Below are 14,787 nucleotides of genomic sequence, written 5' to 3' on the forward strand. Positions count from 1 at the left end.
GACACTAATTTACACTTTCTCATATAAATCAGTTGGTTATGATTTGGTCGGTGAGCTTTCTGGCACATAAAAGCACTGCTAAATGGACAAAATGTGGTCACTTTGAGGGCTTTGAGGCAGCCAGTTTAGCCCGGTTGCAAGCATCGAGGGACGTAGCGAAGTAGATGTGCTTTTGCTCGTATGGAAGCCATATCGAAACGATGCCAGCTTTCTCAAGATATAAATCGACCCTAGCATCTTTATTGGCCTCAAGAAGCATCTGAGGGGGAGAACTCATGCAATTTGCAGAGCCCGGTATTGCTATCAAGTATCCACCAATGTTGGCTTGCATGAACGGTGGAGCAAATCAGTGTGACAATCAATGAAATACATTTCATAGTTTTTTTCTATGTCAGGGCGGGTGAAGATCCAGACGCTCTAGTTTCGCATGCGAAATCTAAAGCATTTCTTTGCCGATGGGAGGTGAGTGAATCCACATTTCTGTAGATTGATCATTCTTCTGAAGATTGAGGGCAGGTTGAGAGAATTTCGGCTAATAGTTCTTAGCGCTTTTCGTAGAGCATTGATTGCTTCGGGAATTAAGCTGCCAAAAGGACAGTCTGAGCATGTTTTGCGTAAGCCATTTCGCAATGAATGGTGGAAATATTCTAACGCTGCAAAGAATTCTGGGGCATGCCTCGATCAATATGACCATGAGATATGCCCACCTGTCGCCTGATCACCTGCAGGATGCTGTGAGGCTAAATCCTCTCTCAACTGTCAGTTAAGGTGGGTCTTAACTTGTTTGCTATGGCGTGGCTTCTTTCTATGATTTGGTCTAGAAGGCTTTCTTCAAAGCCGATAAGTTCCATGAATTTTATTTGAAGTATGGCCTCAATCTTCAGACAAACAGCATATAGTTTCGGTCCATCCAATAATTTATTTTCTAATGCTCTATCGTAGTGGGTTAGATAGTTTCTGTTGTCTTTTATCATTTTTATCAGGGTTTCGACGTTTTCATTGCCGCCAAAGTATTTTGAGTGTGGGTCTATTACTCTTTCTAGTCGCTCTTTTAGGCTTAGTTCGTTCCCATGAATCAGCATCGGGCTTAGCCGACCTCTAAAAGCCTCTGGGCAGCCTGTGATTATCTGTCGCCGTATATCTTTGAATGCGGCCTCATCCATAAACTTTTCATTAGATGTGTTTCTGTGGAGTGTCTCGATTGCTTGAGCAAGAGCAAGGAACCTTCCGTTTAGAAATCGGTAAGCTCCGGATTTTTGGCTGAAATAGAGGTTCAGTGTTGGTGTTATGACTTCATAGTAACGAAGCCATTCCGTTAGGTTTTTTTCTAGTGTTTCTTTGACTAGGCGAAGATGGAACAGCATGCTCGGAGCAAGAATTGACGGTGATTCTGTGCCGGGGTCATAGGCTCCATGGTAGAAAATCTTTATCGGTTTTAGAGTTTCTCTATTGTTGGCATGTTGGATTATATATTTCTCATGTGTTCCGTTTATCTGAAGTAGGTGTGTTGTCTCGTCCATTGCGAAGCTGAAAAAGTTTTGGATGCGATGAATGAGACGAATTGCCTCTTCTATATTTGTGGCTTCTTCAAAGGAGAGTCGGAGTGAGGTTGTTGACTTTAATGTTCGAGTTCCAGGAGATCCAGAAGAAGAATAGTCGTAGATAATATGAAGTGATACTCCCTCACCAATGCGCAGATCAATGTTTTCTGGCTTCTTATACGTAATTGAAATTTCATTTCGATCTTCGCTTCGGCTTTGCGACAGCGATGTTTGCCTTGCCCATTCATTCAGTCCATCAAATGAGAAGTCGACGCTATCGAATAGTGGTGGTTCTTTTTCACTGATGAGGGCACCTAGATAGGCGTTTCTAGCTGAGAGGGTAGTCCCTCCCAGAGTTGAGAGTGTTTGGTTGGTATATATACAGTCATCAACTGTTACATCCCCAAACTCTTGGACATGGCCATGTATGCGCGCCTCCCCGTCATGGTTTCCAGCCAAAATTTGCGCTAGCTGTGTGGGCGAGTTCCTGAAGTGTCCAATGGTCTCAATTTCGACTTTGCCGCCGTTCGAAATGGTAATTTCCCCAGGGATTTTGTGATCTGGGGTGGAGGGGAGCCAGAAAAAGCCTGATTTTGAAATAGGGTTTGTGATTCTCATGCCCCAAGGCTTCCATGCTTTGTGGGTGGACAAGATTCGGACACTTGTCAGTGCGTTTTCTTTGAAAGATAAAGAATAAGCCATGTATTTCAATGGCTTATTCTTTATTGTTTGGTGGAGCCGGCGGGAATCGAACCCGCGTCCGTCAGCAATCCATCTGCAGATCTACATGCTTAGCCATGTTTATTGATTTAAGCCTTCACAGCCCAACTGGCAGGACGTGAAAGCCGGGCCCCTAAGAGTTTTAACAGCGCCATCCGGGGCGGACTTTGCTGCGAGCCTGTGTTGCGATGCTCGCCGCTCTTCCCCACAGGCAGGGTCGATTGGCGATAAGCAGGGTTTAAGCTGCTAGTGCGTAAGAATCGTCGTTTGCGATTGCTTTAATATGCCACAAATGATTTACGAGACTCGTGACCTTCTCGGCATGCACCACAGAATTCAGTACCGGCGTCGAATCCAGGTCGGCCCCTGTGATGGGTTCATTCTAAGGGATGGGGGCAGGGAAGTCGATTTTCAATGTTAGGGAGAGTATTGAGAGAGAGGGCGGGGATGCGGCCCCTGGTTTTGTGGCTTGCAATATGATGGCCGCGCGGGTTGTGCTTTAAATTGTGAAAAGTGTTACCTCTCTACACGATTTTTGTCTAACAGTCCTACAGTGCGGGCTTGTTCTACCATTCTTCGGGCGCATTATAGCGGTGTCACCACTAATTGTTACATCGTTCGGTGGTGGGGTTGGGCAAAAGATGAACGGGAAGCTATGAGCGCCCAAAACATCTGGCTCAAAAATTGTGTACCACACAATGGCTTTACAGCGAGCCTTGAGATTGAGATTTCAAGAAGGCCGCTGATCAAAGCGTTGTCGTTCATTGAAGGAGAAGGATGATGAACACGATCTTTCGGTCAGCAGGGCAAGTTTCCGAGAAGGCACTGTCGCCTTTGAAGGCTCAGCCGCTGCTTTACAGGGCTTTGCAGCTGATATTTGCGCTGGTTGCGTATGCAGCGGGCATTTATTTGGTGGATATGGCGACCCCGGAAGTACGGATTCCTGTGATTCTGTTCGCTGTCTACTTCATGCCTGCGGTGCTGCGCGCTTGGCTGCAATTTTACTGGCAGTTACGTGGCGATAGCCGTGCGCAGGATGTGGACACCCATCACACGGCGTAATGACCCAGTTTCAGACAGTGCCCAGCGAGCAGAGGTAGCGCCTTAACCGCGTTATCTCTGCCGCAGTACGCGCTGTTTCTGACGGTTCCAGTCGCGCTCTTTCTCTGTGGCGCGCTTGTCAAATTTCTGCTTGCCCTTGGCCAATGCGATGTCGCATTTGGCGAATCCTTTCTTCCAATATAGGCTCACCGGTACGCAGGTGAAGCCGTCTTTCTGTACCCCCCCAAATACTCGGCCTAGCTCACGACGATGCAGTAGCAATTTGCGTGTGCGTGTCGGATCAGGGTTGACGTGGGTGCTGGCGGTGTTGAGTGGCTCGAAGCGGGCACCGAACAGAAAAGCTTCGCCGTTTTTTAGCAAGACATAGGCTTCTGTAAGATTGCCTTTGCCGGCACGCAGAGATTTCACCTCCCAGCCTTCCAGTACTAGGCCGGCTTCGAAGTGCTCTTCCAGATGATATTCGTGGCGTGCCTTGCGGTTTTGCGCAATGGTGGCCGACGGTGCTTTGGCTTTTTTGTTGGCTTTTCCCATAGGGCGGCAATTATAGAGCAAGGGGTGACTGGCTGATAGCGGTTTGTCTGTCGGGGGCTGGTGTCGGGTAGGTGACTATGTACCAATGTTTACGATGTTACTGGCTGTCACTTGAGCCGCCCTGCCAAAAAAAAGACAATACCGCCACGCGAATAAGAGTAATGGTGTTATGAAGCAAGAAAACAAGTCGGTCCATGGAGTGTGGGGCAGCCGTTGGGTCTTTATTTTGGCGGCAACTGGGTCGGCAGTGGGGTTGGGTAATATTTGGCGCTTTCCGTATATCACCGGGGAAAACGGTGGCGGGGCCTTTGTGTTGTTGTATCTATTGTGTATTGCGGTGGTGGGGATTCCCATTATGACCGCAGAAGTCATGCTAGGTCGCAAAGGCGGTTTGAGTCCGATCAACACCATGCGCAAGCTTGCCAGTGAGAGCAAAGTCACCCAGCGTTGGGCTGGCATTGGGATACTGGGCGCGCTGTCGGCATTCCTGATTCTGTCGTTTTATTCTGCGGTGGCCAGCTGGGCATTATATTACACTTGGGAAGCGGCCCGTGGGGCGTTTGACGGCATTACGGCCACCCAGTCCGAGGCGCATTTTGACACCATGTTGGCCAACCCTTGGTTGATGCTAGGTTTCCATTCGTTGTTCATGCTGCTCACTATGGTGGTGGTTGCTCGTGGCGTGAAAGGTGGGCTGGAAAAAGCCGTACAGGTGCTGATGCCGCTGTTGTTCGTGCTGCTGCTGGTGCTGGTGGGTTACGCGACGACGACGCCTGGCTTTAGCGACGCCATGAATTTCCTGTTTGCGTTTGATTTCTCCAAGCTCACTGGCAAAGCGGTACTGGTGGCGGTTGGGCAGGCATTCTTTACGCTGAGCCTGGGCATGGGCGCGATCATGGCCTATGGGGCTTATATGCCGCGCGAGGTGACCGACCAGAAGACGGGCAAAAAGAAGCCGATATCAATTCTTTCTACGGTGGCCATCGTTGCCATACTGGATACTCTGGTGGCACTGGGTGCTGGCATGGCCATGTTCCCGTTGTTGTTTTCTGGCGGGTTGGAAGTGGGCCAGGGGCCGGGAATGATGTTTGTTACTCTGCCTCTGGCGTTCGGGAATATTCCCGGTGGCGTGTTGTTCGGTTCTTTGTTCTTCCTGTTGGTAGTGTGCGCGGCGTGGAGCTCGTCCATTAGCTTGGGTGAGCCGGTGGTGGCCTGGTTGGTGGAAAAAGGTCTGACCCGGGTGAAAGCCGCCATCCTGGTCGGTTTGGGCGCTTGGCTATTGGGTGTCGGTTCGGTGCTGTCGTTCAATGTGTGGGAGGATAATACCTTCCTGGCTGGCACTTTCTTCGACAACATGGAATTTCTGTCCACCACGGTGATGTTGCCGCTGGGTGGCTTGTTAATCGCTATCTTTGCCGGCTGGGTGATGAAGGAAACCCAGGCGCGTAAGGAATTGGGCATCAAGAACTTCAAGTTGTATCTGGTGTGGCGTGCGCTGGTGCGGATTTTCTCTCCGGCGGCAGTGATAGCCTTATTTGTGTATTCCATCTGGAGTGCGGTGGCGCCCGCTGATGAGGTTGGGTCTGTGCAACGGGCGTTGCCCGCAGAGATGACGGAGCCTGATGCTCAGGTGTTCGAGATGCATGGTGCCGCCGAAGCCGATACTCCGACCCCGGCTCCGGTGACGGAACCGATTGAGCCCGGTGACGTGGATGGGGTGCCTTCTGCCCCGGCTGAGCAGGTGCCTGTACGGTGAGCGAAACAATGATTCATGTGGAGGTGGTCTACGCGTTACCGCAAAAGCAGCGGCTGATAGGTCTTGATGTGCCTGATGGTACCTCTATGCTGGACGCCGCTAAGCTGTCGGGTATCGGCGAGCAATTTGCCGATCTCGATCTAGATAAGGCGCCCATGGGGGTGTTCGGTAAAGTGGTGGCAAACCCGGCTGGGCATATATTGAAGCCTGGCGAGCGGGTGGAAATCTACCGTCCGCTGACGGCCGACCCCAAACTTAACCGTAAGAGGCGCGCAAAAGAAAAGGCATCAGCAGGTAAAGCATCGAACTAAGCGTGAGGGGGCAGCGCAAGACCGAAGGCTATTGAGCGTCATTCCTGCGGTCTGCGGCTTTACGTTGTAATTCGATGTCGCTGCGACCGGAGGTTTTGGACTTGATGTCTTCTATAACCTCGCCCTCATAGCGCCTGTAAGCGCCATCCTCAAAGTAAACAGCGATGTTCTGGCTAACCTTGTCACCTTTGCCGGGCCGATAGGTCATTGGGTAGAGCCACAGATCCGGAGTGAACGGGTCCACCAAGGTGGGTGCGCCGAGGACGTAGCGTACTTGCTCCGGAGTCATGCCCGGCTGCAGCTCGCTGAGCATATCTTCGGTGACAAAGTTACCTTGCGGAATATCAATTCTGTAGACGCCAGGAAAGCGCAGCGTGCTGCATCCGGCAGAGGCTAGAAGTGATACTAGTAATAGTGTAACTAGAATGCGGGACATGATTTTCGACTTCGCTAAGTGTTCGGGCGATAATACAGACTTGGGAACCTATGACAAACTCCGGTCTGACGATAGGGTCATATTTTATTGACAGCTCGCGGCGCGATGAGTTCGCCTTGGTACTCTTGGTGGTACAAATTTCCCGCCTTTTTCAAAACCGCCATTGATTGGCAGATGGAGCATACGCATTGGATAATCAGGATCTTAGAAAAGCGGGCCTTAAAGTGACCCTGCCGCGGGTGAAAATCCTTCAGCAGCTGGAGAAGTCCGCAGAGCGCCACTTGAGCGCGGAAGATATCTACAAGTCGTTGATGGATTCCGGCGAAGACGTGGGCTTGGCGACGGTATATCGCGTGCTGACGCAGTTCGAGCAGGCTGGCATGGTGTTGCGCCACAACTTTGAAGGTGGCTCTGCTGTATTCGAGCTGGCTGATGAAGAGCACCATGATCATATGGTGTGCATGGAAACCGGCGCGGTGGTCGAATTTATGGATGACGTGATTGAGTCGCGCCAGCATGCTATTGCCGAGGAGTATGGTTACGAGATTGTGGATCACTCACTGGTGCTGTACGTCAAACCCAAGAAGTAGGCGACACGTAGGCGCTTTAGGGTGGAGGTTTGGCGTGGCGTGTAGGTTGCGTTTTCTGTCACGCCGCCTGCGCCTTGCTCAGCATTTCTTTGGCATGGTTACGGGTGGACTCGGTAATTTCTACTCCTCCTAGCATTCGCGCCAATTCTTCCACTCTGGCGGCGTCATCTAGCTCTTGGATGCGGGTGTGGGTGGTCTCATCCTCTTGAATTTTGTGCACCTGCCAATGCTGATGCCCTTGACTGGCCACCTGTGGCTGGTGGGTAATGCACAGCACTTGAGCATGCTGCCCCAGTTCGCGCAGTAATCGGCCCACAATCTCGGCTACGCCGCCGCCAACGCCCACGTCCACTTCATCGAACACCAGGCTGGGCACGGTCAGGTTGCGCGCACAGATCACCTGGATGGCCAGGCTGACCCGCGATAATTCGCCACCGGAAGCGACTTTGCCCAGTGGTTTGAGTGGCTGCCCTGGGTTGGCTGTAAACAAAAACTCCACTTCCTCCAAGCCCTCCAGGCTCGGGGGGCACTCGCTCAGGCAGGCATCCAGTTGCGCGGCTTTCATGCCCAGAGCCGTGAGTTGCTTTTGCACTTGCTGGCTGAGAGTCTTGGCGGCGCTGCGGCGAGCCTTGGTTAGCTTGCGGGCGCTGTCCATGTAGTGCTGCTGGGCGGTCGTTTCTTGTTCCGCCAGAGCATGCAGCTGGGCATCCACATTGCCCAGGGTATCGGATTCGGCCAGCAGGCTGCGATGATGTTCTACCAGCTCTTGCGGGCGAACGCGGTGCTTGCGGGCCAGGGTGTAGCTTTGGCTCAGGCGTTCTTCCACCTGGCTGAGGCGCGCCGGGTCCAGATCCAATTTTTCCAAGTAATGACGCAGGTCGTCGGCGGCAGCTTCCACTTGCAGGCGGGCGGATTCCACGGTGTCGGCAATGCTGCCCAAGTCGCCGTCGTTATTGCGCGCATCGTCTAACCAGTGGCTAACTTGGCTAAGGTGGTCGTTGCAGGTGCCGTCCTCGCCTTCATAAAGTGCGTCAAGGGACTGCTGGCAAAGCCGGATCAAGTTTTCTGCATTGCCCAGTCGTTGTTGCTCCAGCTCCAGTTGCTCCAGCTCGCCGTCCTGCAGGGCGAGGGCGTCCAGCTCTTCTAGTTGGAAGCGTAACAGTTCTTCTTTCTCATTTTGCTCACGGGCTTGGTTCAGGGCGTCATCGTGGGCACGGCGGGCTCTCTGCCAGTGGCGCCAGTGCTCGCGCACGCTGTTGGCCAAGTCGCGAGCATGGGCGAAATTGTCCAGCAACTGCCGGTGGGCATCCTTTTTTAGTAGTGCTTGGTGCTCGTGCTGGCTGTGAATGCTGATCAGACGTTCACCCAGCTCTCGTACCTCCGACAGCGGGGTGGGGGTGCCGTTCACATAAGCCCGGGAGCGGCCGTCGGCACGCACGGTACGGCGAAGCAGGCATTGTTCTTCATCATCCAGCTCCCGTTCGATCAGCCATTGCTGTGCGGCAGCGTTGTTGCGCAGGTCGAAGGTGGCCAGCACTTCGGCGCGGTCGTGGCCGTGGCGAACAATCGATGAGTCGGCCCTGTTCCCTAGGGTGAGCCCTAGGGCATCGATGATGACAGATTTGCCTGCCCCGGTTTCGCCGCTGATGGCGGTGAGCCCATTTTCGGGCTCTAGCTCCAGCTGGTCAACGGTGGCAAAGTGGCGAACGCTTAAGTGGGTCAGCATGGTGTTCCTCTGCAACAGGCGAAATCGTGATTAGGTGGTCGTTCTTTGGGTTTGAATCACTTGGGTGCCGGCGAGGTGGTCGTGCAGGCAGCGGCGGTCTGAGCGGAAAATCAATAACGGGTCGATAAGCATGATCAGGTTGATGCCGGGCAGCTGGGCGAGCACGTGGAAAACAAAATAACGTAGCCCGTAGAGTTTGCCGGCGGGAACGCTGTCCTGTTCCATGCCGACGATACGCATGTCGAGAAGGGCTTTGCCAATGGTTTGCTGGCGGTTAAAGAGTAGCCAGCCTTGCAGGGCTAGGAAGATCAGCTCCCCGGCGATGAACAGGCCGATGCTGGTGGTCAAGCTGATAGTGCCGCTGCTTTGCATCATGGCGTCCCAGATCCCGCTGAAATAGATGATTGGGCCGATAATGACCATTTGCACTAGGCCATCAATGATTGCGCCGAGAAAGCGATACAGTCGGCTGGCCAGTTCAGGGGCTCCGGGGTTGTTTGGCTTCTGGGTTATGCTGTCCGGAGTCTGGTAAGGATTGCTTGGGGTTTCGCCGGTCATGATGACATCCTTGCAATGATGACTGTTCTTATGGTCAGTGCCGGTTAATGGTAGGGGATTCGCGCTGGGAGTGTAAGCCCCTGCTCAATGAAATCCGGCTACGGTTCTCTATATAATAGTGCGGCGATTTTCTGGTACATATACACCTATGACAAAGCTGGATCTCAACGAACGCAAGCAGCGCCTGCTGATGACACTGGTCGAGCGGCATATCCGTGACGGCCAGCCGGTGGGCTCGAAAACGCTGGCCAGCGGTAGCGGCTTGGCAGTGAGTCCTGCCACTGTGCGCAATATCATGTCGGAGCTTGAAGAGTTGGGGGTGTTGAGTAGCCCGCACACTTCGGCGGGGCGAGTTCCCACAGAGCTGGGTTACCGGCTGTACGTGGATTCGCTATTGGCGACCAGCGTGATGGAGCGCCCGGATCATCGGCATTTGAAAAAAGAGCTGCGTCAGTTGCTGGCGCCGGAGCAGTCTTCCCAGGAGTTGATCGCCCAGGCATCGAAAACCCTGGCGGAATTGACGCGCATGGCCGGGCTGGTGGCGGTGCCCCGTCGCGAGGTGTCTACTCTGCGCCAGGTGGAATTTCTGCCATTGTCGGGCAAGCGGGTGCTGGTGGTGCTGGTGGTCAATCGCTCCGAAGTGCAGAACCGGATTATTCATACCGACCGGGATTACGATGGAGTGGAATTGCGCCAGGCGGCTAACTACATCAACCATACCTATGCAGGCTGGGACTTGAACAGCATTTGCGATGGTTTGCTCGATACCATGAATACGGATCGCCAGCAGATGGATGCGCTGATGCAGACGGCGGTGGCTGTGGCGGATAAGGCGCTGCGTACTGAGCGTCCCGACTCTGATTATGTGGTATCCGGGGAATCCAACCTGATTCAGACCGCTGAGGCGGAAAATTTGGGGCAGCTACGTAACTTGTTTGATGCCTTTAATCATAAGCGTGACATTTTGCATTTGCTTGAACGCTCCATGAAAGCCGATGGGGTGCAGATCTTTATCGGCCGAGAATCAGGGTTTCAGCCGTTTGAGGATTATTCGCTGATTTCCGCTCCTTACACGACGGATGATGGTCCGATGGGGGTGTTGGCAGTGGTTGGTCCCACCCGCATGGATTATGGGAAAGTTATCCCCACTGTGGACATCACCGCTAAGATCCTCTCAGCGGCGCTTACCCAGCTTTAAAATAACCCACAAGCTACAACGCAAATCGGCGTGCCCTGTGTTGCGGTCTTTCTCGCGGCAATTAATCGGCGAGCGGCGTGTTTCCTTGGTTGGATCGCGGGTTATTATGCTGTGATGAATGGCTGCCGCTTGGCCCGTGTTGCGATTTGAAGCTTGAGGCTTGTCATTTCCCCCCTTGAATCCTGCCCGATAGTTCCCATATCTTTGCCCGCTTTCCTGGAAAAGCCCGGATAGGGATGTGGAGTGACCAATGAGTGAGCAGGAAAAAGATCAGAACAATGCCGAACCACAGGTAGAAACGGTTGAAGAACAGCAAGCTGCGGCCGCTGCAGAGGCGGTTGAGCCCACCGCTGAAGAGAAGCTGGCTGAAGTAGAAGTGGAGCTGGCCAAGGTTAAGAAGGCATTGGCTGAAGCGGATGTCCGTGCACAGGCGGAAGTGCAGAATGTGCGTAAGCGCGCCGAGCGTGACGTGCAGCATGCCCGCAAGTTCGCTTTGGAGAAGTTTGCCGGTGATCTGCTAAGTGTGGCGGACAACTTGGAGCGTGGTCTAGCGGCGCTGGATGCCGAAGACGATGCACTAAAGGGCGCCCGTGAAGGTATCGAGTTGACGCTGAAGTCTCTGTTGGACGCGTTTGCCCGTTATAACATCGAACAGATTAATCCCGCAGACGAGCCGTTTAACCCCGAATTGCATGAAGCGATGACCATGGTGCCGGTGCCCAATGTGGACCCCAATAGCGTGATTGAAGTGCTAGAAAAAGGCTACCAGCTGAATGGTCGTCTGATTCGCCCGGCTCGGGTGGTGGTTAGTAAGGCTCCTTGATAGGTGTTTGACCCGCCGCTTGAGCTTGATATTAGGTGTGAAAGTGGCGCCGGCTGCGGGCTTTGGCCTCAAAGTGATTACAGAAGTTGAAGCACTGAAAATCGACAAGCTCCCTTGAAATGATGGCAACGAACGCCATATAGGAGCCAGACGAGTTAATAATTCAACTGCCTGGGGCGCCGAAAGGGTTCCGGCTAGTGTGAAGGAGATAGAACGACTATGGGTAAGATTATCGGTATCGACCTAGGTACGACCAATAGCTGCGTGGCCGTGCTGGAAGGTGACAAAGCTAAGGTTATCGAAAACGCAGAGGGCGCTCGCACAACGCCGTCCATTATCGCCTACACCGACGATAAAGAAACTTTGGTTGGCCAGGCTGCCAAGCGTCAGGCGGTGACGAACCCGGAAAACACTCTGTATGCGGTGAAGCGTCTGATCGGCCGTCGTTTTGACGACAAGGTGGTTCAGAAGGACATCAAGATGGTGCCCTACAAGATCACCAAGGCTGACAATGGTGACGCCTGGGTAGAAGTGAAGGGCGAGAAAATGGCGCCGCCGCAGATTTCTGCGCAAGTGCTGAAGAAAATGAAGAAGACCGCGGAAGACTACTTGGGTGAGGCTGTCACTGAGGCCGTTATCACCGTGCCGGCTTACTTCAACGATTCCCAGCGCCAAGCCACCAAAGATGCCGGTCGCATCGCTGGCTTGGATGTGAAGCGTATTATCAACGAGCCCACTGCGGCTGCTCTAGCTTATGGCCTAGATAAGAAAGGTGGTGATCGCACCATCGCTGTGTATGACTTGGGTGGTGGTACTTTCGATATCTCAATTATCGAAATCGCCGAAGTGGATGGCGAGCATCAGTTTGAAGTGTTGGCCACAAATGGTGACACCTTCTTGGGTGGTGAAGATTTCGACTTGGCATTGATCAACTTCTTAGCTGATCAGTTCAAGGCGGATTCCGGGATCGATCTGGGCGGCGACCCGCTGGCTATGCAGCGTCTGAAAGAGGCGGCTGAAAAAGCTAAAATCGAGCTGTCTTCCGCCGAACAGACGGAAGTTAATCTGCCGTACATTACTGCCGACAGCACTGGGCCCAAGCACTTGGTGGTGAAGGTGACGCGCGCCAAGCTGGAGTCTTTGGTGGGTGATCTGGTGACCCGTTCACTTGAGCCGTGTAAAACCGCATTGGCGGATGCTGGGGTGAAAACGGCCGATATCACGGATGTGATTTTGGTGGGTGGTCAGACCCGTATGCCAATGGTGCAGAAGAGCGTTACTGAGTTCTTCGGCAAAGAGCCGCGCAAAGACGTTAACCCGGACGAAGCAGTTGCCATGGGTGCTGCGATTCAGGGTGCGGTACTGAGCGGTGACGTAACCGACGTGCTGTTGCTGGACGTGACTCCGCTGACCTTGGGTATTGAAACCATGGGTGGCGTGATGACTCCGCTGATCGAGAAAAACACCACTATTCCGACCAATGCGTCGCAGGTGTTCTCCACGGCGGATGACAACCAGACGGCCGTGACCGTGCACGTGTTGCAGGGTGAGCGTAAGCAAGCGAGCCAGAACAAGTCGTTGGGCCAGTTCAATCTGGAAGATATCCCGCCGGCGCCGCGCGGTATGCCGCAGATCGAAGTGACCTTCGACATTGATGCCAACGGTATTTTGCACGTGGGTGCGAAAGACAAGGCTACCGGTAAAGAGCAAACCATTCAGATCAAGGCTTCTTCTGGTCTGTCTGATGAAGAAATTGATCAAATGGTGCAGGACGCCGAAGCTCACGCGGACGAAGATAAAAAGTTCGAAGAGCTGGTGCAGACTCGCAACCAGGCGGATCACTTAGTGCATGCTACCCGCAAAACGCTTGAAGAAGCGGGTGACAAGGCCACCGATGAAGAGAAAGAAGCCATCACCAAAGCCGTGGACGAGCTGGAAGAAGCCGCCAAGGGCAGCGACAAGGATGACATCGAAGCCAAAATCAAGGCGCTGTCTGAAGTGTCCGCACCGCTGGCCGAGAAAATGTACGCCGAGCAAGCTCAGCAGGCCCAAGGCGCTGCCGGTGCTGAAGGTGAGCAGCCGCAAGCGGGTGATGACGTAGTCGACGCAGAGTTTGAAGAAGTCGACGACGACAAGAAGAAGTAAGTAACGCCTGACGCCTGACGCCGGACGTTGGATGCGGATGCTCTTTGGCTTCTGTGTCTGGCCTCCGGCGTCGGGCGTCTGGCTAAGCCAAAGGCTTATCTATGTCCAAGCGTGATTATTATGAAGTGTTGGGTGCGGCGAAAGATGCCAGTGCCCAAGACCTAAAAAAGGCTTATCGCCGGCTGGCGATGAAATACCATCCGGACCGTAACCCGGATGATAAAGAGGCGTTGGCCAAATTTAAGGAAGCGAAAGAAGCCTACGAAGTCCTCGCCGACGAGCAGAAGCGCGCGGCCTATGACCAGTTCGGCCATGCCGGCGTTAATGGTCAGGGCGGTGGGCCAGGTGCTGGCGCGGGTGCTGGCGGCTTCGGTGATATTTTTGGTGACATCTTCGGCGACATATTTGGTGGCGCTGGCGGCGGCGGCGGACGTCGCGGCCCGTCCCGGGGTGCGGATCTGCGTTATACGTTGGAGCTGAGCCTAGAGCAGGCTGTGCGCGGTTGCGATGAAAAAATTCGCATTCCCACCTGGGATAGTTGTGATGTTTGCCATGGTAGTGGCGCGAAGGAAGGTAGCCAGCCAGTAACGTGCACCACTTGTGGCGGCGTCGGTCAAGTGCGTATGCAGCAGGGCTTCTTCACCGTGCAGCAAGCGTGCCCAACCTGTAAGGGTGAAGGCAAGATTATTAAAGACCCTTGCGGTAACTGTGGGGGGCAAGGCCGTGTACAGAACACCAAGACCCTGTCGGTGAAGATTCCTGCCGGAGTGGATACCGGTGACCGCATTCGTCTTGCTGGTGAAGGCGAGGCGGGCGTGCACGGTGCGCCGTCTGGTGACTTGTACGTTCAGGTGGCTGTACGTGAACACGATATCTTCCAGCGTGACGGCGACAATTTGTATTGTGAAGTGCCGATCAGTTTTGTTGATGCCACTTTGGGTGGTGAGCTGGATGTGCCCACGCTGAATGGCAAGGTTAAGCTGAAAGTCCCGGCGGAAACCCAGAGCGGTAAGCTGTTCCGTTTGCGCGGCAAGGGTGTGGCGCCGGTACGTGGTGGCGCCCCGGGAGATTTGTTGTGCAAGGTGGTGATTGAAACGCCAGTGAAGTTGTCTAGCGAGCAGAAAGAGTTGTTGCGTAAATTCCAGGAATCTCTGGAGAGCGGCGGCAATCGTCACAACCCACGCAAGAATAACTGGTTCGAAGGCGTTAAGCGTTTTTTCGATACCAAGTAAGGGTTGGCGTAATAAAAAAGCCCGGCGTGGTTTCCGCTCCGGGCTTTTTTGTGGGCCTTGTCCGTGTGCTGGAGGTTTTGCTCATTGCTGCTAGGAAGGTGTTCGTTGTTGCGCGATGACCCTATCGCCCTTTCTGCTAGAATAAGCAGCTTGATACC

At 53.6% G+C, this 14,787-nt stretch carries 13 protein-coding genes, 1 other RNA gene and 1 pseudogene; 9 read left to right on the forward strand and 6 right to left on the reverse strand.

The window, feature by feature from the left end; translation table 11 throughout:
- Positions 1-547 precede the first annotated feature (547 nt).
- Positions 548-767 (forward strand): annotated as a pseudogene (locus tag AS19_RS14160) (tyrosine-type recombinase/integrase); the annotation flags it as partial.
- On the opposite strand, the gene AS19_RS01540 reads toward AS19_RS14160, so the two are convergent.
- Positions 753-2,159 (reverse strand): HEPN domain-containing protein, encoded by a 1,407-nt coding sequence (locus AS19_RS01540; protein ID WP_041704720.1) that lies wholly within the window; start codon positions 2,157-2,159, stop codon positions 753-755. The pseudogene AS19_RS14160 and the gene AS19_RS01540 overlap by 15 nt on opposite strands.
- 112 nt (positions 2,160-2,271) lie before the next feature.
- Positions 2,272-2,628: a transfer-messenger RNA gene (ssrA, locus tag AS19_RS01545) on the reverse strand.
- 410 nt (positions 2,629-3,038) lie between these two features.
- Between ssrA and AS19_RS01550 the strand changes: the two genes are divergently transcribed.
- Positions 3,039-3,323 carry a hypothetical protein gene (locus tag AS19_RS01550; protein WP_011587600.1) on the forward strand — a complete coding sequence of 95 codons (285 nt, stop codon included), beginning with the start codon at positions 3,039-3,041 and terminating at the stop codon, positions 3,321-3,323.
- 51 nt (positions 3,324-3,374) lie between these two features.
- Here AS19_RS01550 and smpB read toward each other — a convergent pair whose 3' ends face one another.
- Positions 3,375-3,854, reverse strand: a complete 480-nt coding sequence (gene smpB / locus AS19_RS01555) for an SsrA-binding protein SmpB (protein WP_035459423.1) — start codon at positions 3,852-3,854, stop codon at positions 3,375-3,377.
- A 169-nt stretch (positions 3,855-4,023) separates the two neighbouring features.
- Between smpB and AS19_RS01560 the strand changes: the two genes are divergently transcribed.
- Both AS19_RS01560 and AS19_RS01565 read left to right on the forward strand, forming a co-directional pair.
- The gene (locus AS19_RS01560; RefSeq protein WP_011587602.1) at positions 4,024-5,610 is read left to right on the forward strand and encodes a sodium-dependent transporter; all 1,587 of its coding nucleotides are present in this window, start codon (positions 4,024-4,026) and stop codon (positions 5,608-5,610) included.
- Entirely contained in the window at positions 5,607-5,921 is a 315-nt protein-coding gene (locus tag AS19_RS01565; protein ID WP_011587603.1) for an RnfH family protein, read from the forward strand. The genes AS19_RS01560 and AS19_RS01565 overlap by 4 nt, the downstream gene beginning before the upstream one ends.
- Positions 5,922-5,949: 28 nt before the next feature.
- On the opposite strand, the gene AS19_RS01570 is transcribed toward AS19_RS01565, so the two are convergent.
- A complete protein-coding gene (locus tag AS19_RS01570) occupies positions 5,950-6,357 on the reverse strand; it encodes an outer membrane protein assembly factor BamE (RefSeq protein WP_011587604.1) in 408 nt (135 codons plus the stop codon).
- 188 nt (positions 6,358-6,545) lie between these two features.
- Between AS19_RS01570 and fur the strand changes: the two genes are divergently transcribed.
- Positions 6,546-6,947, forward strand: coding sequence for a ferric iron uptake transcriptional regulator (gene fur / locus AS19_RS01575; protein WP_011587605.1), 402 nt, complete (start codon positions 6,546-6,548; stop codon positions 6,945-6,947).
- A 58-nt stretch (positions 6,948-7,005) separates the two neighbouring features.
- Here fur and recN read toward each other — a convergent pair whose 3' ends face one another.
- Together recN and AS19_RS01585 are read right to left on the reverse strand one after the other, a co-directional pair.
- On the reverse strand, positions 7,006-8,673 hold the full coding sequence (gene recN / locus AS19_RS01580; protein ID WP_041704727.1) for a DNA repair protein RecN: 1,668 nt from the start codon (positions 8,671-8,673) through the stop codon (positions 7,006-7,008).
- 30 nt (positions 8,674-8,703) lie between these two features.
- Positions 8,704-9,231 carry an RDD family protein gene (locus AS19_RS01585; RefSeq protein WP_011587607.1) on the reverse strand — a complete coding sequence of 176 codons (528 nt, stop codon included), beginning with the start codon at positions 9,229-9,231 and terminating at the stop codon, positions 8,704-8,706.
- 148 nt (positions 9,232-9,379) lie between these two features.
- Between AS19_RS01585 and hrcA the strand changes: the two genes are divergently transcribed.
- From hrcA to dnaJ, 4 genes are all read left to right on the forward strand, one after another.
- Positions 9,380-10,429: a heat-inducible transcriptional repressor HrcA gene (hrcA, locus tag AS19_RS01590; RefSeq protein WP_041704730.1), complete on the forward strand. Its 1,050-nt coding sequence runs from the start codon at positions 9,380-9,382 to the stop codon at positions 10,427-10,429.
- Positions 10,430-10,679: 250 nt separating this feature from the next.
- Positions 10,680-11,252 carry a nucleotide exchange factor GrpE gene (gene grpE / locus AS19_RS01595; protein WP_011587609.1) on the forward strand — a complete coding sequence of 191 codons (573 nt, stop codon included), beginning with the start codon at positions 10,680-10,682 and terminating at the stop codon, positions 11,250-11,252.
- Between the two features lie 219 nt (positions 11,253-11,471).
- Positions 11,472-13,397, forward strand: a complete 1,926-nt coding sequence (dnaK, locus tag AS19_RS01600) for a molecular chaperone DnaK (protein WP_011587610.1) — start codon at positions 11,472-11,474, stop codon at positions 13,395-13,397.
- A gap of 101 nt (positions 13,398-13,498) precedes the next feature.
- Positions 13,499-14,629 carry a molecular chaperone DnaJ gene (gene dnaJ, locus AS19_RS01605; protein ID WP_011587611.1) on the forward strand — a complete coding sequence of 377 codons (1,131 nt, stop codon included), beginning with the start codon at positions 13,499-13,501 and terminating at the stop codon, positions 14,627-14,629.
- Positions 14,630-14,787 lie beyond the last annotated feature (158 nt).

The sequence above is a fragment of the Alcanivorax sp. NBRC 101098 genome (genome assembly GCF_001010505.1).
GTDB classification, from domain to species: Bacteria; Pseudomonadota; Gammaproteobacteria; order Pseudomonadales; family Alcanivoracaceae; genus Alcanivorax; species Alcanivorax borkumensis.

Excerpts from the sequence above, each read along its gene's own strand:
- dnaK (WP_011587610.1), top strand. The coding sequence starts at position 11,472 with ATGGGTAAGATTATCGGTATCGACCTAGGTACGACCAATAGCTGCGTG.
- AS19_RS01560 (WP_011587602.1), top strand. The coding sequence starts at position 4,024 with ATGAAGCAAGAAAACAAGTCGGTCCATGGAGTGTGGGGCAGCCGTTGG.
- AS19_RS01570 (WP_011587604.1), bottom strand. The coding sequence starts at position 6,357 with ATGTCCCGCATTCTAGTTACACTATTACTAGTATCACTTCTAGCCTCT.
- AS19_RS01585 (WP_011587607.1), bottom strand. The coding sequence starts at position 9,231 with ATGACCGGCGAAACCCCAAGCAATCCTTACCAGACTCCGGACAGCATA.
- smpB (WP_035459423.1), bottom strand. The coding sequence starts at position 3,854 with ATGGGAAAAGCCAACAAAAAAGCCAAAGCACCGTCGGCCACCATTGCG.
- AS19_RS01550 (WP_011587600.1), top strand. The coding sequence starts at position 3,039 with ATGATGAACACGATCTTTCGGTCAGCAGGGCAAGTTTCCGAGAAGGCA.
- hrcA (WP_041704730.1), top strand. The coding sequence starts at position 9,380 with ATGACAAAGCTGGATCTCAACGAACGCAAGCAGCGCCTGCTGATGACA.
- AS19_RS01540 (WP_041704720.1), bottom strand. The coding sequence starts at position 2,159 with ATGAGAATCACAAACCCTATTTCAAAATCAGGCTTTTTCTGGCTCCCC.
- dnaJ (WP_011587611.1), top strand. The coding sequence starts at position 13,499 with ATGTCCAAGCGTGATTATTATGAAGTGTTGGGTGCGGCGAAAGATGCC.
- grpE (WP_011587609.1), top strand. The coding sequence starts at position 10,680 with ATGAGTGAGCAGGAAAAAGATCAGAACAATGCCGAACCACAGGTAGAA.
- recN (WP_041704727.1), bottom strand. The coding sequence starts at position 8,673 with ATGCTGACCCACTTAAGCGTTCGCCACTTTGCCACCGTTGACCAGCTG.